The 23,050-nt window shown below is 49.5% G+C and carries 22 protein-coding genes and 2 tRNA genes; 7 read left to right on the top strand and 17 right to left on the bottom strand.

From position 1 onward, the window contains the following. Positions 1–212: 212 nt before the first annotated feature. From ABD852_RS04165 to ABD852_RS04115, 11 genes are all read right to left on the bottom strand, one after another. Positions 213–863 carry an NAD(P)-dependent oxidoreductase gene (locus ABD852_RS04165; protein ID WP_345026760.1) on the bottom strand — a complete coding sequence of 217 codons (651 nt, stop codon included), beginning with the start codon at positions 861–863 and terminating at the stop codon, positions 213–215. A gap of 61 nt (positions 864–924) precedes the next feature. After that, positions 925–1,332 (bottom strand): Rrf2 family transcriptional regulator, encoded by a 408-nt coding sequence (locus ABD852_RS04160; protein ID WP_345026759.1) that lies wholly within the window; start codon positions 1,330–1,332, stop codon positions 925–927. A 410-nt stretch (positions 1,333–1,742) separates the two neighbouring features. Further along, positions 1,743–1,816 (bottom strand) — tRNA-Pro (locus tag ABD852_RS04155). Positions 1,817–1,954: 138 nt separating this feature from the next. Continuing rightward, positions 1,955–3,622 (bottom strand): tetratricopeptide repeat protein, encoded by a 1,668-nt coding sequence (locus ABD852_RS04150; protein ID WP_345026758.1) that lies wholly within the window; start codon positions 3,620–3,622, stop codon positions 1,955–1,957. 137 nt (positions 3,623–3,759) lie between these two features. Then, on the bottom strand, positions 3,760–4,695 hold the full coding sequence (locus ABD852_RS04145; RefSeq protein ID WP_345026757.1) for a PstS family phosphate ABC transporter substrate-binding protein: 936 nt from the start codon (positions 4,693–4,695) through the stop codon (positions 3,760–3,762). Next, on the bottom strand, positions 4,692–4,919 hold the full coding sequence (locus ABD852_RS04140; protein ID WP_345026756.1) for a hypothetical protein: 228 nt from the start codon (positions 4,917–4,919) through the stop codon (positions 4,692–4,694). The genes ABD852_RS04145 and ABD852_RS04140 overlap by 4 nt, the downstream gene beginning before the upstream one ends. Continuing rightward, positions 4,919–5,746 carry an energy transducer TonB gene (locus tag ABD852_RS04135; protein WP_345026755.1) on the bottom strand — a complete coding sequence of 276 codons (828 nt, stop codon included), beginning with the start codon at positions 5,744–5,746 and terminating at the stop codon, positions 4,919–4,921. Before ABD852_RS04135 ends, ABD852_RS04140 begins: the two co-directional genes overlap by 1 nt. 48 nt (positions 5,747–5,794) lie before the next feature. Continuing rightward, on the bottom strand, positions 5,795–6,370 hold the full coding sequence (locus tag ABD852_RS04130) for an ExbD/TolR family protein (protein WP_345026754.1): 576 nt from the start codon (positions 6,368–6,370) through the stop codon (positions 5,795–5,797). A gap of 45 nt (positions 6,371–6,415) precedes the next feature. Next, positions 6,416–7,057: an ExbD/TolR family protein gene (locus ABD852_RS04125; RefSeq protein ID WP_345026753.1), complete on the bottom strand. Its 642-nt coding sequence runs from the start codon at positions 7,055–7,057 to the stop codon at positions 6,416–6,418. A 43-nt stretch (positions 7,058–7,100) separates the two neighbouring features. Beyond that, on the bottom strand, positions 7,101–7,934 hold the full coding sequence (locus ABD852_RS04120; protein WP_345026752.1) for a MotA/TolQ/ExbB proton channel family protein: 834 nt from the start codon (positions 7,932–7,934) through the stop codon (positions 7,101–7,103). A 525-nt stretch (positions 7,935–8,459) separates the two neighbouring features. Then, positions 8,460–9,560 carry a lactonase family protein gene (locus ABD852_RS04115; protein ID WP_345026751.1) on the bottom strand — a complete coding sequence of 367 codons (1,101 nt, stop codon included), beginning with the start codon at positions 9,558–9,560 and terminating at the stop codon, positions 8,460–8,462. Between the two features lie 434 nt (positions 9,561–9,994). Between ABD852_RS04115 and ABD852_RS04110 the strand changes: the two genes are divergently transcribed. Further along, a tRNA-Ala gene (locus ABD852_RS04110) sits at positions 9,995–10,071 on the top strand. Between the two features lie 68 nt (positions 10,072–10,139). On the opposite strand, the gene ABD852_RS04105 is transcribed toward ABD852_RS04110, so the two are convergent. The 6 genes from ABD852_RS04105 to ABD852_RS04080 all read right to left on the bottom strand — a co-directional run bounded on the left by ABD852_RS04105 (position 10,140) and on the right by ABD852_RS04080 (position 15,849). Further along, entirely contained in the window at positions 10,140–10,694 is a 555-nt protein-coding gene (locus ABD852_RS04105; protein WP_345026750.1) for a hypothetical protein, read from the bottom strand. A gap of 1 nt (position 10,695) precedes the next feature. Continuing rightward, positions 10,696–11,238, bottom strand: a complete 543-nt coding sequence (locus tag ABD852_RS04100; RefSeq protein ID WP_345026749.1) for a hypothetical protein — start codon at positions 11,236–11,238, stop codon at positions 10,696–10,698. Then, positions 11,235–13,904 carry a hypothetical protein gene (locus tag ABD852_RS04095; RefSeq protein WP_345026748.1) on the bottom strand — a complete coding sequence of 890 codons (2,670 nt, stop codon included), beginning with the start codon at positions 13,902–13,904 and terminating at the stop codon, positions 11,235–11,237. The genes ABD852_RS04100 and ABD852_RS04095 overlap by 4 nt, the downstream gene beginning before the upstream one ends. Before the next feature lie 50 nt (positions 13,905–13,954). After that, entirely contained in the window at positions 13,955–14,731 is a 777-nt protein-coding gene (locus tag ABD852_RS04090; protein WP_345026747.1) for a COG1470 family protein, read from the bottom strand. Positions 14,732–14,760: 29 nt separating this feature from the next. Further along, a complete protein-coding gene (locus ABD852_RS04085; protein WP_345026746.1) occupies positions 14,761–15,339 on the bottom strand; it encodes a hypothetical protein in 579 nt (192 codons plus the stop codon). 276 nt (positions 15,340–15,615) lie between these two features. Beyond that, on the bottom strand, positions 15,616–15,849 hold the full coding sequence (locus ABD852_RS04080; protein WP_345026745.1) for a hypothetical protein: 234 nt from the start codon (positions 15,847–15,849) through the stop codon (positions 15,616–15,618). A gap of 288 nt (positions 15,850–16,137) precedes the next feature. On the opposite strand from ABD852_RS04080, the gene ABD852_RS04075 reads away from it, so the two are divergent. From ABD852_RS04075 to ABD852_RS04050, 6 genes are all read left to right on the top strand, one after another. Then, positions 16,138–16,884, top strand: coding sequence for a carbohydrate-binding family 9-like protein (locus ABD852_RS04075; RefSeq protein WP_345026744.1), 747 nt, complete (start codon positions 16,138–16,140; stop codon positions 16,882–16,884). A gap of 8 nt (positions 16,885–16,892) precedes the next feature. After that, a complete protein-coding gene (locus ABD852_RS04070) occupies positions 16,893–17,849 on the top strand; it encodes an SMP-30/gluconolactonase/LRE family protein (RefSeq protein WP_345026743.1) in 957 nt (318 codons plus the stop codon). Positions 17,850–17,937: 88 nt separating this feature from the next. Further along, on the top strand, positions 17,938–18,999 hold the full coding sequence (locus ABD852_RS04065; protein WP_345026742.1) for a bile acid:sodium symporter family protein: 1,062 nt from the start codon (positions 17,938–17,940) through the stop codon (positions 18,997–18,999). A gap of 205 nt (positions 19,000–19,204) precedes the next feature. Continuing rightward, positions 19,205–19,744: a RidA family protein gene (locus ABD852_RS04060; RefSeq protein ID WP_345026741.1), complete on the top strand. Its 540-nt coding sequence runs from the start codon at positions 19,205–19,207 to the stop codon at positions 19,742–19,744. Between the two features lie 18 nt (positions 19,745–19,762). Then, entirely contained in the window at positions 19,763–21,574 is a 1,812-nt protein-coding gene (ggt, locus tag ABD852_RS04055) for a gamma-glutamyltransferase (RefSeq protein ID WP_345026740.1), read from the top strand. Positions 21,575–21,671: 97 nt separating this feature from the next. After that, positions 21,672–23,030 carry a hypothetical protein gene (locus ABD852_RS04050; RefSeq protein WP_345026739.1) on the top strand — a complete coding sequence of 453 codons (1,359 nt, stop codon included), beginning with the start codon at positions 21,672–21,674 and terminating at the stop codon, positions 23,028–23,030. Positions 23,031–23,050: the final 20 nt, after the last annotated feature.

Raw genomic sequence — 23,050 nt, 5'->3', positions numbered from 1 at the left:
AATGCAGCTAAAAAATAAAAATAACAGAAATATCAGCTTATAAAATTGCTTTTCAACATAGAAGAGCACAAAGTACACAAAGGGTACTACAAACCATCACAAAAAACCTTCGTGTCCTTCGTGGCCGCTGTGGTGAAAAACTAACCGTAAAGCGCACAAAGTACACAAAGGCTGCATTCTAAATCAGGTCGCCGGATACAAGAATCTGAAGCCTAGTAGGCTACGGTAAAACGACGACCGGTATGCTGAGGGTTCTCAACTTCATCGACGATAGCAACTGCCACATCTTCTACTGAAATAACACTTCTTCCTTCCTCGTTAAAGACCGGGGTCTCCAAACCCGTGCGGTAATATCCTTTACGTTCACCGGAAGTACCCTGATGCATTTCCAGTGCCGGGCTTAAAAACGTCCAATCCAGCTCCTGCTCATTCTTCAAGTCGTTCAGATAGTCCCTGGCAGCTAATGCGCCTGGCTTCCATTCGGCCGGAAAGTCAGCGGTATCCACCGCCTGGACACCATCGGCGACATAAAGGCTACCTGCCCCGCCGATCACTAAAAACCTGCTAACACCAGCCTTTTTCACACCTTCCTGGATAGCGGCCGCTCCTTGCAAAAACTCTGCATACAAATTCGGATTGGTCCATCCGGCATTGTAAGCGCTGATAACGGCATCGTGTCCTTTGACGACTACAGCGAGCTGGTCCGCTTTCAAGACATCCACTTGTTTGGCTATAATACGCTCATTTGGCACAATTGCAGCCGTGTTGCGGGCCAGTGCTGTGACCTGGTGGCCTCTTTGAACCAATTCATTCAAAATTGCGGTACCGACGAAGCCCGTGGCTCCTACTAATGCTACTTTCATGATTATCTATTTGTAATTAAAAATACTGTACCAAAAATTGTTACAGTTTTGGTTAAAAAATTTATCTGAACTTTTTACTAAAATCTTCGACTGTAATTTTCCCGATCTCTTTTAAAAAAGCAGTATCGGCTGACGCAAACAAATCGGCTAAATGGACGTTGATCTGTCTACCGACCGGACAATTGGGGTTGGGCGTATTTGACCGCCCCAACAACGGCAAATCATTTACTGACCGGTACACGTCTGATAAAGCGATCTTAGAAGCAGGCTTGCCCAAAGCATAGCCCCCGCCTTTTCCCTCTTTGCTCTCTACCAAACCCAATGCCCTCAGGTTACTAATCTCTTTGCGAACCACCGCCGGATTAATGTTGATGCTCCCTGCTATAAACTCAGACGAAAGAAACTGCTCCCTGTTGAGCTCCAGCAACGTGAGTATATGGAGTGCCGTAGCGAACCTGACGTTACTCATACTGTAATTATTTTTATTACAGTACAAATTACGACAGCTTTTTTTAAAGCGACAAATTATTTTGGAAAAAATTCGCTGTATGCATAGGTGCGAGCGCCATCTTCAGTCGGAAAGAAAGAAAGTTGAGATCTTTGAGCATGCCCTGGCGGAAATCGTCAGAATTGTCGTGACAGCGGAACGACAATAGAGGCTACTCCCAAACGTAAACGCTGGAATTCTTTAAACATAGACTGAAAAACATGCGGGAAATTCCCACTGAATCAATGAAAACTTCTTCTATCGCTATTTTTTTAACCAGCAGATCTCCTTCGAAGGCCAATATAACCAAACAACCCAACAAAAAAGTTCGACTAATTCTCAGTAAACGAAAAAGGCACCTACGATCTTCATCGTAAGTGCCTCAATTGAAGTCGGGATGACAAGATTCGAACTTGCGACCCCTTGCACCCCATGCAAGTGCGCTACCGGGCTGCGCTACATCCCGAACCGGTTTCCCACAAGAAAGACTCTTTTGGGACTGCAAATGTAAGGATAAAACCAACTATTTTCAAGCAGTCGCCAAAGATATCAAAATAAAAAGGGTGATACGCTGACCGTACCACCCTTTTTAATCCTTGTTAGACTACTTCGGAGCCGGTGTTGCTGCCGCCGGCGCCTCAAGCTGTTTCAGCGCCTCTTTCGCCTGGGCATGATTAGGGTCGATCTTCAGGAGACGTTCCCAGACCTCCTTCGCTTTGGCCGCGTCATTTCCTGTCGTCTGGTAGTACGCCGCCACATAGTTCAGCGCACGCGTTTTGAAGCTCGCCTGAACACTTGAGTCATTTTCACCCAAAGCCAGGAACTTCTCATAGAATGGCAGCGAAGTACCATTTTTAACGTTCTCTATGGAATTGATATAGTACAGGCTGGATGCTCTCCAGTAGTACGAATACGGCCAGTCCGGAAGCTTGTTAGCCAGGATGGCAAACGTAGAATCCGACTTCAGGAAAAGATCCTTCCGCTTATCTGCAAGCTGCGCGCTGTCGGCAGTGCTCGAATCAGGCACCGCTACCCCCAGGCCGCTCTGCAGATAGGCGATCCCAAGACCGTAATAGTCCTGCGTAGAAGCCGAGGTAGTATCAAGGTTAATCCCCTTTCTGTAAGCTTCAATTGCTTCATCGTAATCTTTCCCTTTTGTATAAATACCTGCAATCTCCTTGTAAGTAGCCGCTTTCTCTGTTGCGTTGGTATCCAGATCTGCTCCTTTCTTGAGGTTTTCCATTCCTTCCGCAGTATATTCCTTACCATCGGTCGCCATTTTATTGAAAGCGCGCCCCAGGTACTTATAATCGTCTGAAATCACCTTCTCAGGAGAGGAAGCAATAAACTTCTTCAGGCTGGCGATGGCCTTTTCCATGTCATTGGTCTTGAAATACGCCCAACCGAACTGACGATCAATAATTGAATTACCCTGCAATTTATCTTTGATGCTCTCCAGCAATGAAAGCGACCGCGCATAATCGTCTGCAGTAAACGCCAGCTGAGAAGCACGCAGAATCGCATCCGGATCATTTCTACCACTTGTTTTCAGGTAGGTAGAATAGTTTTCGTCCGCACGTTTGTACTGGCGCGCAAAAAAGTAAAGTTCGCCAAGATCCCGGTAAGCAGGAGCAAATTTCGGATCTGCATCGATGGCCTTTTTATAGAAACCGGCCGCTTCGTTGTAGTTTTTACCTCTAAGGTAAATTTCACCGATTTTATAGTTGGCCAACGGATAATCAGGTTTCGCGCTGAGTGCATACTCATAAGCGGTAGCCGCCGCGCCACCTTCATTCTTGATCATAAAGGCATCGCCTTTTGCTATATAGGCATCGGCCAGATTTTTATCGCGTGCAATGGCTTCATCCAGCAAACGGATCGCCTCAGCCGGGTCATTGTTCTTCTCGAAAAGCGTATAAGCCTCCCCAGCCCGGAACAAAACGTTCGCGTCTTTTTTCTTCTTTTTAACAGCGCCGTCGATCAGCTCCTTTCCTTTCGCCTGGTCGCCTTTCCCCAACGCTACCGCGCCAAGCCCGATGGTATTGAGTACATTTTTGCCGTCGAGCTCCAAGCCTTTGTTAAAAGCCTGCTCCGCCTTGTCCAACTGCCCTGTTTTCAGATAAAAATAGCCTAAGTAATAAGAATTGTCGGCTGATGGACTCCCTTCCGCCAATTTTGTAAAAACTTCACCAGCTTCTTTGGTCCGTTCCGCCTTAAGCTCCGCCAACCCCTCCTCGATGGTCTGCGCCAAGCCGACAGAGAAGGTTAGCATGCTTATAACAACTGCACTAAAAAGTTGCTTGAATTGCTTGTTCATCATAAATAAGGTTGAAAAAAAGAAAATTTAAAGTTCGATGGATTGACACCTTACAAAACAAATATATAAAAACTTTCGGAAACACGCCCGGTTTATTCTGTTTTCAAAATCATATCCCGATGATAAGGTACGCTGGGAACAAGGCCCATTTTCATGATGACAAGACCGCCGACGTCTCTTGCGATATAAGTCAGCAACCCGCCACCCAACCCCGGGTGCGCCTCGCGCGTAATAGCATACAATTCCCGTGCCAGGGGATAATTTCCATTTCCCAGATCTTCCTGAAACGGGTAATAATAGGTAGTCGCCGAATCCTTTCCGGCCTCTCTTCCCACCCCGATTACGTACAGCTTATCAGCCCGATCGCGGGCAGATTGCTCTTTTCCGTCGCTGATCCAGTTCATACCGATGAACCCGATAGCGCCGGGATTCTGCTTAACGTGCTCTATTACTTTTTGATGGGAACCCGCCACAGAAATCTTTAAAGTGTTGAAATCTGTGACTTTCAGAAGCCGGGAAAGATACAGCAGGTTGCTGGAGTTCGCATCGTCAAAAACAAGGCTGATCGGCCCGCTCCTTTTGGTAGCTCCGAGCTGCTCCCAGTTTTTAATCTCTCCTTTAAACACCCGGCCAAGCTCCTCCAGGGTCACCATTGTCCCTGCATTCTGATCGGAAGTAATCAAAGCGACCCCGTCAATAGCAATGTTATGGGTTTTAGGCGTGCTCGCCTGCTGCAGGAGCATTTCATTTTCGCGCTCGGTCAGCTTGCGGGTAACAAACACCATGCGCACACTATCCTGCAGGAGCGCCAGTATTGCTTTTTGCTCGGGCAGATACAGGTTCTCGAAATGGGTATTGGGGTAGATTCCTTCGTAGGCATGCGTAAGCGCATCTACGAGCGGCTGAAACGACTCGTCAGCGGCAATTCTGATACTACCCCTGGTGGGGTTGTCTTTTGTGTCGGTCGGTCCGCACCCTGCGAAAAGCAGAATACCAAGCAGCACAAACAGGGCTTTCAACTTGTTCATGATTCCGAAATATCTTTATAGATCTTCCAGGCACGCTGCGCTCTAAAACATCCGTAACCTACCAGGAGAACGCCCAATAGTATTCTTTCCCAGGTCCCTGCCTTTAAAAAGCCAAACGAAGAAGAGGAGGCCATCAAAAAGAGGCCTCCTCCTACATAAACGAGTGCCATAAAGCACGATACGATCATACTGACCTGCACGTGCAGCGGCGTCTTTCTTCTCATTATTCCAGCTGGAAGTTCACCGGAAGGGTGTATTTCACCCTAACAGCTCGCCCGGACTGTCTTCCCGGCTTCCATTTGGGCATGGTTTTTACAACCCGTTGTGCTTCTTCATCGCAACCGAAACCAACTCCTTTTACGACTTCCACGTCTGTAATACTACCGTCGGTATTTACTACAAACTGGAGAAACACCCTCCCCTGGATATTGGCACGTGAAGCGGCACCCGGGTACTTGATGTTCTTCTGAAGGAACTTGTACATCTCGGTTGTTCCACCCGGGAACTCCGGTTGCTGCTCAACCGCAGTAAACACCTTCTCCTCAACCGGCGCTGCTTCAATTACCTCTCCTTTACCGGGAGCGGCAATTGCCTCAGGAGCGATAATCAGCTCGGTCGCATTGGGGTCACCTTCCTGCGTTTGCGCCGCTGCTACCGCGACTTCCAGTTTTTCAACTGTCGGCGGGGGAGACTCCTGCGGAACTTCCTCATCTTTCTTCACCTCAGGTGGCAAGAACTTCACCGTCTCCACCTTAGGTTGCTCCACGGGCGGGGGCGGCGGGGGTGGCGGCTCATTCTCGTCAATGGGGGGCGGAGGTAAATCCATAAGATTCACATCGACCATCACTTCTTCCTTTTCTTCCTTACCAAGCCCCAATTTGTCGATCAATTTGGGAGCGAACATGGCCACAAGGAAAATCGATGCCCCAATGATAGTAGCCTTGGTCACTACGCCCCTATATCCCTTTCGGAGGGCATAGGCACCGTATGCCTTGTTGCGATTTGCAAACACTATATCATCTAGTGATGCACCGCGGCTTATTTCTGACATGATTTTTACGTGTTAAAATTTTATTATTTACACATCTCAAACGAAATACTAAGGTGTAATCTTGTCTCCGAGGAGCTTCTTCTCCGAGTCGGTCAGATTATCTACCATCGCATAACGTTTGGTTTTGGTAATAGCCATCTCATCTAAAACGTCAACAAGGTTTTTGTAGTTCGAAACCGGTGTAGGTTTTATAACCGCCACGAAAGGTTCCGATCCGTCTTCCTCCAACGGGAAGGCGGCATTAACTCTTTGTTTAGCTTTCAGAATCGCATCCCGAAGCTCCGAGCCATAGCCAACTTTAGCCAAAGCTTCCGGGGCTTTTTCATCATCGGCAGCTACACCATCAAGCACGTAAGCATCGTTGTTTTTTCCCATAAATATGGTCAATACCTTCGACGCTTTCAATGGCTCCGCCTGCTTTTGCTTCTCGTCTTTTTCCTTGTGGGGAACGTTTAGCGTCATTGAAGTGGGCTTGCTCATCGTGGTTGCCAACATAAAGAAGGTAATCAGGAGGAAACCCAAATCAACCATTGGAGTCATATCGACCCGGGTGGACATTTTCTTGCCGCGAACTTTGCCGCCTTTCCCATGTCCACCCCCACCGGAGGTGTCTATTTCTGCCATTTTCTCTTACTTATTTCAGATAAATAATTTCTAAATAACCTTCAATTATTTCTCCTCGGCAGGGGCAGCAGCATCTGCTTTAAATCCGGCAGGCGGCTCTTCAGACGAAGTGATCAAATTGAACTTGTTAATGTTCTGAGACTGAAGGTTCGCCAGTACGTCCTTGAAAACAGGGAACTTGGAAGCATTATCACCCTTCAGCGCAAGACGGAGTTCATGATCCGCCTTACGGGCAGCAAACACCCAGTCTGCGAGTTCACTCACACCAGTAGAGTCGACCGGGATACCGGGTTGCTCCACCTTATTCATTTGGTCTGCCTTCAGGGCAAGCCAACTCTTCAACTGCGCCACGGGGAAGCCAAAGCTAGGCTGAATGGAGAATTTGTACCTCTCCTCATCCGTAAATGACAATCCTTTGGCAGAAGCTATGTTATCGAGCATGGCCGCCCGGGTAGACATGGCATCTACTCCAAAAAATACCTTTCCGTTCGGGTCGATGCTGATGATCATTATCTTATCATCAGGAACCTTGATCTGGGAGACAGAAGAAGGCGTGGTGATTTCCGCAGCTTCGTTATTCTTGAATGTTGCCGTCATGATAAAGAACGTCAACAGCAAGAACGCCACGTCAGTCATCGCCGTCATATCGGTATGCGGGGCAGACTTCTTGGGCCTTACTTTTCCCATAGTCTAAAGATTTACGTTATAATGAAAACTCTTCCTTACTTGATTACGAATGGTAGGTAGCGAAGCTTTGTTGCAGGCTAAGACCGATTTCGTCAATAGTGTAAGTAAGGTCGTCCACACGGCTGTTCAGGTAAGCGTAGGAAACAGTAGCCAACGCAGCAGTACCGATACCGATAGCTGTGTTGATCAAAGCTTCAGAGATACCTGTTGCAAGTGCAGCAGAGTCAGGCTGTCCGGAAGTACCGAGGGCGGCGAAAGCGCGGATCATACCAAGTACCGTTCCAAGAAGGGCGAAAAGCGTCGAAGCAGAAGCCAGAGTCGCGATGATGGTCAGGTTTTTCTGAAGCATCGGCAGCTCGAGCGTAGTTGCTTCTTCGATCTCTTTCTGAAGCGCGGCCAGTTTCTGCTCTTTGTTCAGTGAAGAATCGTCAGCAAGTTGTCTGTATTTTACCAGACCTGTGCGGATTACGTTTCCAACAGAACCTTTTTGCTTGTCGCATTCTTTGATCGCTTCTTCGATCTGACCTTTGTCAAGCAAAGAACGGATTTTGCGAACAAAAGCATCAGAGTTACCTTTTCCGTTGGCTTTAGCCAATGTAAACAGACGCTCGATAGAGAAAACGATTACAGTCAGGAAACAGGTAATCAAAATTGGTACAACCGGCCCTCCGTGGTATACCATCCCATAATAGTTGCCCGGGAGAGGCTGTTTGGTGTTGTCTCCGCCTTCAAAGTTATCGGGAGCACCCAAAACAAACTGATAAAACAGGATTGCAATAATAAATAAAAGAGGTATTACCCAAGCTGGATTCAAACCACCTGAACCCTTACTTTCAGCAGGCTTTGCCTGCGCTGGAGAAGTCGCTTTTGTCGCCATTACTTAATAATTGATTAAATTTAATTAGAGTTTTTGTTGTAAAAAAATACAAAAGTTTGCGTTAGCTGAACAAGATAAAATTTTCTTTCGATTAGCGGGTTAACAGCCCCCAAAAGTATGGTTTTTAAGATTAAGAAAATGTAACATTTAGGTTATATTGTTGAAAATGCCAAAAAATCCAAATTTGTGAACGGAGCAACGCGGGAGAAAAGAAGAGTTCAATTTTTAAAAAAGTCAACAAAACCGTTTTTAATCAAATACTTAAAAAACTCTGGCGGCCACTCGAACTCCTTTTGAACATCCTGAAAAAATACAATCAAGGCCCATAAAAGTTACGAAAACCTGGTGAAAGATAGTGGGTTGAATCTGCAAAATCAAATTTTCCCGTTCAACATTCCTCCATCCTGCCCCTACTTTTCCAGCGCTCCCCTCTCGTTCGGTTAGGAAAAAGCCTTGTCCAAATCGAACTTACTCATCATTCTGACACTTATTATGTCTTTTGACTATTATTTCTACCCGCTCCGGTTAAAAAAATTCGATACAGCTCGGGCTGGCCACTCGCTCAGAGGTGGCTTTATAGGCCAACGCCCCGGTAACCGGGTCCACGGAATAGACGGTCAGATTGTGCTTTTCCTGGTTCCCGACAACGAGGAACCGCCCTGAGGGATCCAAATTAAAGTCTCTCGGAATAGCCACTCCTTCACGTACTTCCGCAACTTTCGTCAAACGACCGTCCGGGCCGATTTTAAACCCATGAATGGCATTGTAGCCCCGGTTGGAAACATACACAAACTTACCATTGGGATGAAGCCTGATCGCTGCGCTGGTGTTGCCCGGCGTACGGTAGTCTGCGGGCAATGTAGTATAGGTGTCAAGACCGGCCAGTACACCGTCTTTGCTGATAGACGCAGCGGTAAGCGTGGCGTCCAGTTCGTTGAGAATATACAGCCACTTGTTGTTCGGGTGCACTACCATATGACGCGGCCCGGCGCCGGCCTTCACAGAGAAATAGGGCTGTGCACTATTTGGCGCCACTTGACCGGCTTTAGCATCAATCGTGTAATTCATGATTTTATCGGTACCGAGATCGGAAACAAACACCGACCGGCCATCGCGGGAAACAACCGCGCAATGCGCATGGGGTTTCTCCTGCCGTTGACTGTTGGCGCCGCTTCCCTTGTACTGCTCGGTGTAAACCGCCGGCGACAAATTGAGTGACCTGTCGACCTGGTAAGCCGAAAAACTTCCGTCACTATAGTTGGCGAGGAAAGCCATTTTCCCGGAAGGCGTGACAGAGACATGACAAGGATTCTGACCGTTAGACGATTGTGAGCTGACGGGGGTCAAACTTCCGTTCGCAACCTTGTAGCTACTCACACGGTTATTGCCCGTTACCACAAAAACCCCCTTTTTGTCCGGAGAGAAAGCCAGGTAGCCCGGTACAGGGCCCGTTCTCGAAAACCCCCGGAACGTTACCTTCCCGGTGACAGGATCCAGAGCGGCAAAATGTATACCGGCAGTATCGGCGCGATCCGTACTCCCAACCAGGAATGTAATATCCTTTGGCTTTGAAGCAGATAACACTATGAAACCGCAAAGAACCAGAAGCAGCGCATTTTTCATCATATTTTATACCTGTTAGTTAGGGACCGGGATAGGAAGTATCCTGTCTTTCGACATATTATAAGGTAGCGTCTCTTTGAAATATACCCATTGTCCGCCTCTCCCCCCTGTCCCAGATTATACAAGGTAATACTTTCTTCTATCTTCCCCGCACACTTCCGAAATCGAGCCCTATGCAAAACGTAACCGTCGTCAGAGGCACGGCACGAAGTTTCGTCGCCAAATAAATTTTCGTTTCCCGGCAAGGACAATGGGTTGTCCTTGCCGCGGGCAGACAACTGGTATTGTGACACTTACAGAAAAAAAATCACCTGCATACCGCTGTCCGATTTCAACGGCAACCGACTCCATCGGTACGTTTATCCGCCGGACGAATTAAAAAAAATGGATCAAGGTTTGAATATCCGAAGACCGAATCGCATATTTGCACTCCAAACGGGGGATTAGCTCAGTTGGCTAGAGCGCTACAATGGCATTGTAGAGGCCATCGGTTCGAATCCGATATTCTCCACCAAACCGCTTCTACTGCATGTAGAGGCGGTTTTTGTTTTTTTGGGATTATGCGAAACTTCCCAGCCCGATTCAAGGTGAAACAGTATAAGTTACCGTGATACTGTAGGTATTGACCGGCAAAAGCACAGACAGTCCTTCCAATCTGTACTGGATCGGGATATCATTTACTGAGCCCAGGCTTAAACTGGCAGTCGCAAAAAAACCAAAGAAGTTCTGGTTGGCCGACGTGAGGGTAAGGTATTCATTTTTAGGTACTCCGTAATTGGTATAGTAGCCTAGTATATTCGGCAGGGGGACAAGGCCTATCAGGTATCCCAAGCCTTCTCCTGTCCTTCTCGCCCTTAGAATGAGCCCCGGAGGCAAAGCGGGGCCTGTAACCGTTTGCCGGACCTGTATATTAAAGCCTGTAAGTAATAACCCGAGAACTCCTCCCGTTCCGTTCACATTCAGCAGCGTTTGGTTAGAAGCACTTTCCACAAAAGAACTTACGTAATCTGATCCTGCCTCTACCGGCTTCTGGGAGTTAAAATTGGGAACAGACCAGTTTCCCGTTACCGTAATTTTCTGAGCGTAAATGACGGTGACAGGCAGTAAGAGACAGAGTAATAAAACACCTCTTCTCATTTCAGTTATCTGTTAAAGTGTACACCACCGTAAAAGTGCCGGACCCTGACCGCAGCTGGCTGTAATTCTGAAGGGTCGCCGAATAATTCAACTGAAAACCGTTATTTACACCATTGCCCGTATAAGCTCCGCCTATATTATTGATCACGGTTTGGGCCGAGCTATTTAAGGTAATCGCTGATACGGGAGTTCCCCTGGCGCTACCGCCGCCGCCGCTTCCGGATGGACCCGTCACCAGCAGATTAATGGAAATACCGGCCGGAATGCTTCCGGACACCTGCGCCGTAATCCGGCGGGTTTGGGAAGCCGCCACCGCAGAAGTCAGATTCAACCACAGAAAAGAATTGGTTGCCGGCAGGGCCACCGCATTCCCCGCTTCAGCGGGATTAGAGAACACCAAAGAAATATTTTTGGAAGAGGGGCTTTCCAGGTCTATTATCCCCACCAGGGGCAATGTAAAACCCACCGTAGCCGTACCCGTTGTCTGGGCCCGGACGCCATTCCATGCGATCATCCCGATAATTACCTGTATAAGAAACTTCATTCCTTGACCGAGATTTGAAAATTCTGGTTGGAAAAAAATATTTTCCTCTCCCTGGCTTTTATGACCAGGTTCACCTCCCTGATTTTATCAGGCTCAATGGTAATCACCTGATCCTCAGTTTCGGCCTCATAACCGGCATCCTGCGGTATTATCTTAAGATTCCAGTTTCCCGGAAGGATTTCCTTAAAGGAAAACACATTGCCGTCTTTCAGGTCCGTGAGGTAAGTGGCTCCTTCTCTATACAGTTTTATCAAAACCAGAGGTTTTCCGGGCTGCGCAGGATTTTCTTCCATAAACTTCACCTTGCCTTGCAGTCCGCCCGTTTTTGAAAACGGGATCTCAAGATAGGTTACCGAGTCTTTCCTGACCACTATTTCCATGGGAATCTTTACCGTGGGCACCACACCATCTACTACCTGCATACGCTGCAGCGTTAACAGGTACTTGTCTTCCGCCACGTTATTGAAGGAGAATTCGCCGGCCGGTCCCGTCAGATATTCTTTTCCCCCGAGTCGTATCAGCATCCCGTCTTTCCCGATGTCCGGATACAGCCCGGTCACTTTTCCTACCACCCGGCCCGTATTCTTTATCCTGGCTAGCGGAGCATTCAGCTTAAGGGTGTAGGTAAGTGAAAAGAACAGCGTATTCTGGTATCTCAGATCCGGGTTGGGGTGATAAATATTCCCTCCCTGGAGAGCAAGCTGGTGGTGCTTCAGGTTAAGTACCGAAGATATACTAAGGTAAGACCTGCTCTGATACAGTTCATCTGGAGCATAGCTGTTCCTGTACATCAAGCTGAGCTGAAAAATACGCTTTTGAACTATGCTGAGGTTTCCGCCCCAGAAAAAAAGATGCTCAAACCTGTCCTGGTTCGAAAAACGGCTGGTGTACTGGTATTCTGCGAACCCGCTCAGCCAGGCTTCACGCCAAAGCCGGAAAGACGGCTGCAAAATACCACTGGCATAGGTTCTTCGCCGCCGCAAGTCATTTCCCGCCAGGTTATTCCGGGTATATCCGTAACGCACCTGGTTCATTAACCGGAATTGCTGTCCCTCAAAATTATAGAAAAAGTTTCCCAGGTTCTCGTGGTAGTCATACGTAGGAGGCTTTTGCCTGTCTTTTCTGTCTCCTATGGTATAATTAAGAAAAAACCGGTTCCGGGAACCGGGCGAAAACGTAACGTAAGCTACATAAGTGTTGGTAAAGGGTGAAGTATTGTACACGCTAACATCAAGGCCGGGGTTGATCAGCGAGTAGTTATGCGTGACCCCGAGCCCCACCTTGGGATTAAAATAATACCCGACGTTGGTAACCAGCAGCCTGCTGTTCGTATAAAACCCGAAATAGTTCTCACCCGTATAAATCAGGTTATTGGAAACTGTAAGCTTCCGGTACCGGTAGTACAACCGGCTAAACACGCCCATATCGTATCGATTCAGCGTGTTGCCTACCGACCATTCTGCCTCCCAGCTGACCGTTTTGCTTTGAATCCTGGATGAAAGCCCGGCCATGCGGGTGGTCTGCCATTGATTTTTCACAAAAGCATTCTTGGAAAAGTAAGATGCTGCAATCTCTCCCTTTTTCAGAAACAGGCTCACTTCTCCCCCATAAGAGTCCTTCTGCATCGGAAAAAGCCGGGCCTTCTGGTAGAATACCCGGCCCCCGAAATTTTTCACCCTTCCCTGCAGGTATACTCCCCTGCCGTACCGGCCCAGCTCCATGAGATTATTGAATGAAAGATGGAAATCTCCCGCCGTAACAATGAAACGGTTTTTATAAGTGTAAGTCGCCGAATAGTGATCATAATTCCCTAGCACAGGAAAAGAGCGCTGATTGGGCCCCCGCAGGCTAAAATCGAGCATATGTTGTTTCTTGACATCCAGGCTCCCCTTTCCATTTACAAAATACTGGAATCCCGTATGGCTGATGTCTCCCATACGGTAATGAAGAAACGTTGCCCCGGCTTCTACCGGAAACCTCAGGTAACTGTCTGTCTTCTTCGGTTTCGTAGCATAAACAGGTATACTGATGTACTTCCGGTAGGGTTCGGCGTTTCCTGCCACGGTCACTGACAAACCCTGTGACAGCAGCCAATTGGTCTGATCGGTGTGAGGCACCTCCCGCTTCATTCTTACCACAGTGCTTTCGCCGGGCTGAAGGGAGGCGCTATCGGTTTCAACCTCGCCCCCGGTGCCTGAGAAATGCGGATTCTCCACCCGGTTACCCAGGTTATGCACAACAAATTCGCTAAAAAGGGTTTCACCTTCTTTTGCATACTCAGGTGGGGAAACCGTTAATATATCAATGCGGCTGATTGCCCGCACCGGTACATTCACCGTGCGGGAATCCTGTAGCTTCCCCCGCGTAAAAACCTCGAATTTCACCGGGTACAGGCCCGCCCGGCTATTACTTTTTGACGCGACAGAATAATAAAAATTCCTCCCGTCTCCGGAAGGAACCTGCATTTGAGAAAGCAAATGCCACTCTTCCGGTACCGTCAGACGGGCTGTAACTGAGTCTGCCGTCCGGCCGGTTTTAAAAACCATCGTCAGGTAGTCCCCGGGCATCAGGGTATCCGGAGCGGGCACATACGTAATCCCGACACTTTCCTGGGAAAACGAATGTACACCACAAAGTATTCCAAATATGGAAATCCATATTTTCAAGTGCCGCCGCAACTGATGATGATTTAAAAGCACAAGGTCTGAAAGAATACCTAAAGCTCAAGCGAAAGGTTAGAGCCGAACAGATCTGTTCCGTTGTCCGCGATGAGCACACCTGCAAATTTCCCGGCGGGTATCCCGTCCAGGTCAATTACAAAAGAGTTACAAAACGATGGATAGACTCTTCTACCGGTGCTCTCCAGCTTTTTCACTTTACCCCCCTGCTCGTCATAAAGCTCTAAAATTACTCTTACTACGGCCGTATATTTGCCGCTGTTTTTAAGGGTCACCGCTAATGATGGTTTATCTCCTTTTTTGACGTCTACGTTTTCAAAGGCTATGGCCGGGCTCTCAAAGCCGCCTACGTTGACTACCAGCTGAATAGCGTATCTCACTTTGGAATTCACGGAGACTCCCTGAATAGTTTCTTCTTTCACAGGCTCAGCTCCTTCCACCATCAGCACCTGCCAGTAGCTTCCGTTCGCAACTTCGTCCCGGGGTATTTTTACGGTATAGATCACCTCATACTCTTCCCCCGCTGACAGCGTCTTTTCGTCTACATTGGTGTTCAGCCAACGGCTTAAAGAATAGGCGCCCCCGCTGTCGTTCACATAGTCCAACGATTTGCCGCATTCGGCTACAAGGTCCTGCCGGTAGATCAATATCCGCGCAGGACCTTTCCCGTCGTTCTTCAGTCTTATCTTTCCCTGAAGTTCCGTTCCGCTGGCAGCATTATGAATATGGGTCAGCCCATTGAGTACCACGATGGCTGCCTGGGCAGAAAAGCCAGAGCAAATCAGCCAAGCCCACACCAATAGCAGACTTCTCATACCCTTAAGATTTTCGGGACTGCGCCAAATTAATTATCCGCCAGCGTATAAGCCACCGTAACTACATCAGGACTTCCGGCATTACTCCTTAGATTGGCGTAATTAGCATCAGCCGCCTCAAAAGCGTAGGTCAGCTGGTGGCCCTGCGACGCTCCGTCACCGGTATAGGCGCTACCTACCCCTGTAATAATAGACTGAGCCGAGCCGGTTAATGTTACCTGGGCCGTAGGAGTGCCCAAAGTACCTTGGCCCCCGGTAGCGGTCCCGGCTACAACCTTTATGGACACGCCAGGCGCGGTTCCCGAGGTGATGGATACCGTTACGGCCCGTGCTGTTGCCCCGCCGGCTTTCAAAATAGAAGAATAGTTCAGCCACAGGCTGGTATTGTTAGCCGGAGCCGCAAGCGGGTCCCCCGCCTCATCGCTGTGCGTAAAGGTGGCTGAAATGTTCTTTGAAGCATTGGGTTCAATGTCCAGCAAAGCCACCTCAGGAATGGTAATGGTGATCGTGTGGCTGTCTTCATTGGTATCGCTCTGAGCGTAGGCGACATTGCACAATAATAAAGACACTACAAATAGCTGTAGGAAGGAGGTAAAAATAGATTTCATGAGGGTTTTTGATAACGTTTTGAATTATTCGACAAAGTGCTACCTTTCCAGCAAAAAATCACCATATCAAAGCAAAATATTTTTTAAAAATTTATTCATCGTTCTGCTCCAAAATCGTTCCTTCCGGTCTCTCTACCCTATGCGGAAAAAATTGTGTAGTTGTCAGCTACCTATATTGTTGCCTCGAATTCCATTGAAGCACGTTTGGTGCTTTGATTTAAATAAACAACGCTTAGCTTTTGACCTGGTTGAGGATCAGACATCCGGCAGATTGTGTTAAAGGGGTTCGACGGGCTCACCCGCCGTCCGGATGGCAGCCTCCGGTAGGCAGCCTTCGACGAGCTCACCTGCCATCCGGTAGGCAGCCTTCGACGAGCTCAGGCGCCATCCGGACGGCACCATCCGGACGGCGCCACATCCGGACGGCGCCTGAGTCTGTCGAAGGCCGGTGCCTGAGCCTGTCGAAGGCCGGTGCCTGAGCCTGTCGAAGGCTGATCTTTGGACACCCATTCAATAGAAGCCATGCGTTCCATTATCAGCCATCTGTAACTTTGTTGTACAGAAGGGCACGAATGGGCTACTTTATTCGTGAACTCGTGGCAACAGACTGCCCTCCTCTCCGGGGGTAAGCTGATCATTAGCGGAAGCAGCGGCAAATAGTATCACAATTACGCAGGAAAATAGAAGGACCTACCCTTTATAAAATATAATTTTGCTTTACCGCTCATCTGCAAAATTTTCGCTCAAGAGGCCGGAAAACATCAGTAAAAACCCCAGCAGGAACCCCGCTAAAAGCCCATGAATCGATCTTTACCGACGTTTATAAGTTTGCCCGTACTGGTGATGGCCGCGGTTCTGGCATTTTCAAACCCGGTAAAGGCACAACTTTCTTACGGGATCCGCCGGGTAAAAAAACCGGTGACGATCGACGCCAACTGGGATAAAAAAGCATGGAAGAAGATACCGGAAGTAAAAATTGGCAACCCGATGGGAAAAGTACCTGCCTTCTCGCCGGTTACAACTGCCAAGGTAGCGTACGATGATCACCACCTTTACCTGATCTTTAAAGTCGAAGATAAATTTGTAAAGAGTACGGTTACCGAATACAACGGGAACGTTTCCGGCGACTCCTGCGTGGAGTTCTTTTTTGCCCCCGACGAAACGCAGCCCCTGCACTATTTCAACCTGGAGATAAATGCCGGCGGGACTCCGCTTATGTTTTTTGTAACCAAACCGTGGACCGAGTTTACCCCGCTCGACAATGAGAGTATCAGCCAGATACAGATCGCGCATTCCCAGCCTAAAGTGGTAGACCCCGAGGTAAAGGCTCCGACGACCTGGGTAATTGAATGCAAAATCCCGTATGAGATGCTGAAGAAGTTCTCGAATGTAACGATGCCCCGTAGCGGCGCCGAATGGCATGCCAACTTTTACAAAACCGGCAGCCGGACCAGCAACCCGCACTGGTTCACCTGGTCACCTGTTGACTTTCCTAAACCCAATTTTCATCTGCCCGAATTTTTCGGCACTTTAAAATTCAAATAACCATAAGGATGAGGCTCACGAAATTACGTACCCGAAAAGGTGTTGAGGCATCTGCCATTTTTGTAGGCGCTACCTTATTAATGATGAACAGCATATCCTGCTCGACAGGATCAGAAAAAAAAGCTATGTCAGAGGAAGCACTCTTTGTTGCAACGGTATTGACTGATACAAACAGTTTTACATCCGGCGCAGAAGGCCCCGCCGTAGATGACAAGGGGAATCTGTATGCCGTGAATTTCGCCACTTCCGGAACAATCGGAATGGTACAGGATTCCGGCAAAGCCGGCATATTTGTAACGCTTCCCGAAGGCAGCGTCGGCAACGGGATCAGGTTCAACAGCAAAAAGGAAATGCTGATCGCCGACTATCCCAAGCACAATATCCTGAAGGTAGACATGGGTACAAAGGAGATTTCGGTTTTTGCCCACGAACCGAAAATGAACCAACCCAACGACATTGCTATCGACGGCAAAGACCGTTTATACGCCAGCGACCCCAATTGGTCTGACAGCACCGGCAATATCTGGCGGATCGATCCCGACGGGAAGGTTACCTTGCTGGAGGCCGGCATGGGCACTACCAATGGAATCGAGGTAAGCCCGGGCAACGACCTGTTGTACGTCAACGAGTCGGTCCAGCGAAAAGTCTGGGTTTACGACCTTTCGCCCGAAGGCAACGTGAGCAATAAACGCCTTCTTATCGAATTTCCCGATTTCGGGATGGACGGCATGCGCTGCGACCAAAAAGGCAACCTGTATATTACCCGGCATGGAAAGGGTACCATTGCCATTGTGGCACCCGACGGCAAACTGATCAAAGAAGTGACGACCACCGGAAAAATGCCGAGCAACCTCGCTTTCGGCGGCCCGGACGGCAAAACCATTTATATAACGATACAGGACAGGGGAAATATTGAAAAGTTTCGCACAGACACCCCCGGCAGGGAGTGGAAGCAATTTCCCTGAGTCATCTCACCCCCATTCTGTTCCTAAATCTGTAACTATTTCTATTCCTAAATAACCCTTGAACTGGTCCCTGATATATCGCATTTTTTTGTATTTCGCGATCTGTCTGCTGTCTGTAACCGCTTACCTGGCGGTTACAGACGGGATCTCCTCCGCCGGCCCATTTTTTGTCAGCGGAATGATCTGCCTCTCCGTTTCCTTTCGGGGCATTCCTATTCTGAAAGGCCTGGCTTTCACCGTATTTATCCTGGGTATTACCATTACCGCGCTTTATTACCCGGGAGCGTTTCTCTCATGGAACGGGTTTGAGCTGGCGCAGCTGATCACGCCGCTTATCCAGCTGATTATGTTCGGCACAGGCTCTTCAATGGGCATAAAGGACTTTGTTGAGCTCTCCCGCTCTCCCAAATCGGTTGTAGTCGGGGTGGTTGCTCAGTACACCGTTATGCCGCTGCTCGGGTTTGCGCTTGCAAGGCTGATCGGGTTCGACGACGAAATTGCGGCCGGGCTGATCCTGCTCGGGTGTGCGCCCACGTCGGTCACCGCCAGCCTGTTCAGCTACCTGGCCAAAGCCAACGTGGCGCTTGCCATTACCGTTACTTCCATCACGACACTCCTCGCGCCGGTGCTTATTCCGCTGCTCATGAAATTGCTGGCAGGCGGGTATATCGAAATTGACGTACTGGGCATGATGTGGGGCATGATCAAAATCGTTCTTCTCCCCATCGCCGCCGGGCTGATCTTTAACAAGTTAACCAGCGGAAAGGCCAAATGGCTGCAGGAGGCGATGCCCTATGTATCCATGTTCGGAATCGCGCTGATCGTTGCTATTATCATAGCAGCCGGCCGCGAAAGTATTCTGAACATAGGCTTCCTGCTTTTACTGGGCGTATTTCTGCACAATGTGCTCGGCTATTTCTTTGGTTACTGGATGAGCCGCCTCTTCGGCCTGCAGGAACGTGATTGCCGGACAATCGCGATTGCTACCGGCATGCAAAATGCCGGAATGGTCTCGGGCATCGCCAAGGTCATGGGAAAAATTGCAACGGTCGGCCTGGCATCTGCCATTTGCGGACCGCTTATGGGCTTCACCGCCTCCGTTCTCGCCTCCTACTGGAGCAACCGCGGAGACGATATAAAAAGCCCGTAATTAGCCACTGCTTCGCAGCTATTTTATTGTGCCGCGTCAGGTTGCGAATTGCTTTCAGATTATGATCTTTGAAAACCGTCCGGTAGCACTTCCGTTGTTATACAAATATTATTTATATAAAATTGCCATGAGAGGCGGGTATCGGTTCGCTGTTGAAATGAAAGGCCGGTACCAGGCAGCTTATGGCTCAAATCTTGTTATTCTTATGAAATCATTTTTCAGGTATTTCTCTCTGTTTGTTTTTGCGGCTTTGCTGCTCCCCGCTTCTTCCTTTGCCCAAAAGGCAACCAATGCCGAGAAACGTATCCAGGAGCTGGGTATTCAGCTGAAACCCCCGGGAAAACCCATTGCCAACTTTGTAACGGCGGTTACGGTAGGAAAACTGGTCTATCTCTCCGGCCACGGGCCTGTGCAGGAAAACGGCGAGTACATGAAAGGAAAGGTAGGGTCGGATCTTAATACGGAGCAGGCGAAAGAAGCTGCCCGGCTAACCGGTATTTCACTATTGGGCGCACTGAAGTCTCATATCGGCGACCTTAACAAAGTTAAACGACTCGTAAAAGTTTTGGGTATGGTCAATGCAATTCCAACTTTTGATCAGCATCCGATGGTAATTAATGGTTTTTCCGATCTTATGGTAGATGTCTTCGGAGAAAACGGGAAACATGCACGCTCGGCAGTTGGCGTGGGCTCCCTGCCGATGAATATCCCGGTTGAGATTGAGATGATCGTGGAGCTGAAATAATTTTTACGACACAATAGTATGATTTGTTCCGTTGTTGATACGCTTGAGTGCTTAAGGCAGGGTTTTCTCCGGAGGGGGAAAACCTTCCTTTTTACCGGTTTGTACCTCGGTTTGGCAGGAAGTCTTTTCGGCCAGGCTGCAAAAACCAACCTCCGTCCGGCCGCGGCAGGCAGGAAAGGGATGGTTGCCACTGCCCATCCGCTTGCTTCGCTGGCCGGCCAGAAAATACTGGCGGAGGGAGGAAACGCCATCGACGCCATAGTGGCTGCCGCTGCGTCTCTCAACGCCGTTGAGCCCTTTATGTCGGGTACCGGCGGTGTGGGTTACATGCTCTACTACTCGGCGAAGGACAAAAAAACGCGTTCGCTCGTATTCGGCGGCTGGGCCCCAAAAAACTTCGATCCGGGCAAAGTTAAAGATATCGTCAAGTTTGATGACGGAGCAGGCCACGGCAGCAGAATGGAGGGGATAGGTCCCCGCACTGTTGCGGTACCGGGCAATCTTGCGGGGTGGGATCGGGCTATAAAGGATTTCGGTACCATGCCCCTTTCAAAAGTGCTGGAAAGCGCTATTCAATACCTGGAAGAGGGGGTACCGGTTACCGAATATGACCAGGCCATGTGGGCGGGAATCGTTCAGCGCGTTGCTCCGCACCCGCATGCAGCGGCTATTTTTCTGAAACCCGACAAGTCTCCCTATAAAATCGGTGATATTTTTACGAACAAACCGCTGGCCCAGACCATGCGGCGTATCGCGCAGGAAGGGGCGGATGTCTTTTATAAAGGCGCTATTGCGCGCGAAATAGCGGAGTCTTTCCAAAAAGACGGCGGCTTTATTACCCTGGAAGATCTCGCAGCGGTACCCGGAAGGCTGAAATGGGCCGAGCCCATTTCGATTGACTACCATGGCTACAAGGTATACAACAATCCTCCTCCCGGAATGGGCCTGCAGCAGATGCAAACCCTGAAAATCATGGAGGGCTTTGATGTACAAAAGATGGGACATAACAGTGTTGAATATCTCGCTCACCTTTTCGAAGCCGTTAATCTCAGCCGCATTGACAGCGACAAGTACATTGGCGACCCGGATTTTGTGGAGGTGCCGGTGAAAAGGCTCCTGTCCGAGGAACACATCAAAGGCCAGCGCCAGAAGGTAGCGGAGCGGGTAAAAGAACGCCTCGCCAACCGCAAAAAACATTCGTCTTTCATTCCCCTGGCCCCTTTGCAGGAAACCGGGGACCAGTACCGGTACGCCACAACAAGTTTGTCGGCTGTTGACCAGTGGGGAAATGCCGTAGTAATTACCCAAACGCTGGGTGGCGGGTTCGGCTCCGGCTACGTAGCCGGGAATACCGGTGTTGCATTTAACAATGCGCTTGAGTGGATGACCATCGACCCCAAGGCGGCCAACGGCTTCCGCCCGGGGAAAGGCGTCTCCTGGTGTATTGGTGGCATGATGCAGTTCCACAAGGACGGGAAACCCCACCTGGTAGTCGGCTCGCCCGGCAGTTTCGGTATATTGCAATCCGTGCCCCAGGTTGCCATGAACGTCATTGACTTCGGGATGAACATCCAGGATGCCATCAGCGCCCCGCGCTTCCGCTGGAAGGACGAAATGGGAAGCGTACCGGCAAAAGAAATAATTATTGAGACCCGGATTCCGAAAGAGACGCTGCAGTCGCTTCGCGAAATGGGGTACCAGCTTGACACGAGCCTCGGCGACTGGAGTATGACAGTCGGCGGCGCTCAAGGGGTCTGGATCGACTACAAAACGGGCTGGATTACCGGCGGCGCCGACCCAAGACGAAACGGGTACGCAATCGGATGGTAGGTTTGAGGTGTGAGGTGTGAGGTTTAAGCCCCTCACACCTCACACCTCAAACCCCACCCCTCAAAACCAACATCAAATACCTAACTCTTAACTAGCAATGCATTCAAAAAGTCCGCGGCGGGAATTCTTAAAGCAATCCGCCGGTATCACTGCCGGCATGGGCCTTTGGCCGCTGGCATCATTAGCCGGCACTCCAGGTACGGCGCCCCAGGAACCTTCGGCTCCTAAAAAAGCCGCCGGCAAGAAAAAAATTGCGTTTCTTGCCAACATTTACCGCAACAGCGCACATGCCGATGTGATTGGCACCAAGCTGTTTGCCGGCATCCCTACCGATACAGGCATGGTAGAACCCGAAGTAGAAATTGTCTCGGTCTGGATCGACCAGATCGGAGCAGATGACACTGGGGTTCGCATTGCAAAAATGAACAACGCACCGATTTACCCCACGATTGCAGAAGCCCTTACACTCGGCGGCGATAAGCTGGCGGTCGACGGCGTCATCTACATCGGGGAGCACGGGCAATATCCCAACAACCGGTTCGGGATGAAAATGTATCCCCGGATGAATTACCTGGAACAGATTTTCCGGGTGTTTGATGCCTCCAACCGCTCGGTCCCGGTTTTTTCCGACAAACATCTGTCGTATAGCTGGCTGGACAGCAAATGGATTTACGATCGCGCCAAGGAACTGAACGTGCCCATGATGGCGGGGTCATCACTCCCCTATTGCTGGCGCGACCCGCTGCTGGTTCACCCGATCGGTTCTAAAATAAAGGAAGCCGTGGCCATCGGGTACGCTTCACTGGACGCTTATGGCTTCCACGTTCTCGAAATACTGCAATGTATGGTGGAACGACGAAAAGGCGGTGAAACCGGCGTAGCGAGCGTTCAGGGAATAGCGGGCGCAGAAGTATGGAAAGCAATGGACAGCGGGAAAATATCAAAAACCCTCGTAGAAGCAGCCTGCAATAAGATCAAAGGGAAAGCCGGCGGCAACATGCGGGACCTGGTGAAGGACCCCAGGGCGCTGGTAATCCGCTACAACGACGGTACCAAGGGAGCCATCGTGATGCTGGACGAATATGTGAACGAAGGCTGGGCCTACGCCGCCAACGTCAACGGCAAGACGGAAGCCACTGAATTTGTGCTTGACCATAGCATGAGTTATTCACATTTTAGCTACCTTACGCTTAATATTCAGCGGTTTATGGTAACCGGTAAGCCGCAGGGACCGGTTGAGCGGACGCTCCTGACGAGCGGCATGATCGACATGGGCATCAGGTCTGTGCTGGACCATCATAAAGAGATTAAAACCCCCTTTATGAATGTCCGTTACAACGTAGAGGGGATCGAGCCTATTTTGCCCCCGAACCCGCGCCCTACCGGTCAGAGTACAGGTCCATGGCCGCCGGAGGGCTACGAGTTTATAATTCCGGAACGCTTCAAGAAAAAATAACCCAACCTTTGCCAAACACC

Source organism: Ravibacter arvi, from assembly GCF_039540405.1.
GTDB lineage: Bacteria > Bacteroidota > Bacteroidia > Cytophagales > Spirosomataceae > Ravibacter > Ravibacter arvi.
This window is presented reverse-complemented; position numbering and strand designations above follow the sequence as displayed.